Source organism: Jatrophihabitans lederbergiae (genome assembly GCF_031845305.1).
Classification (GTDB): Bacteria; Actinomycetota; Actinomycetes; order Mycobacteriales; family Jatrophihabitantaceae; genus Jatrophihabitans_A; species Jatrophihabitans_A lederbergiae.
The window spans coordinates 1-410 of the sequence record NZ_JAVREH010000229.1; the positions used below are offsets into that span (position 1 = coordinate 1).

At 66.8% G+C, this 410-nt stretch carries 1 protein-coding gene; it reads left to right on the forward strand.

Going from position 1 to position 410, the window contains the following annotated elements; translation table 11 throughout:
* Positions 1-14 precede the first annotated feature (14 nt).
* Positions 15-410, forward strand: a 396-nt coding sequence (locus tag RM423_RS25080; RefSeq protein WP_311425750.1) for an alkaline phosphatase family protein, incomplete at its 3' end; no start/stop codon positions are given.

The following is a 410-nucleotide window of genomic DNA, read 5'->3' on the forward strand; positions in this document are numbered from 1 at the left end:
CTGACGCAACAAGCCTGGCGCAGTTGAGCATGGTGTGGCATGACAGTCCGTATGACGAGCATCCGGTTGCCGACGTCAGCAGAGGTCAGGACAAGATCTGGCAGGCTGTCGACGCGGTTGTGCGGGCTGGGTTGTGGAACGACACCGTGTTCTTGCTGACGTGGGATGACTGGGGCGGCTGGGACGACCACGTGCCCACACCCGATGTCGAGCACACCCCCGACGGCGTCCAGTTGGCCTACGGACCGCGGGTCCCGCTGCTCATGTTCGGCGGCCGGGTCAGGGCCGGCGTCGAGAGCCGGTGGACTTCGCATGTGAGCATTGGCAAAACCGCGCTGGAGCTGCTCGGTCTGCCTGCCCTCGGGGTGCCCCGCCTGGTCGACGCCGTCAGCCTCACCGCCCTCGTCCAG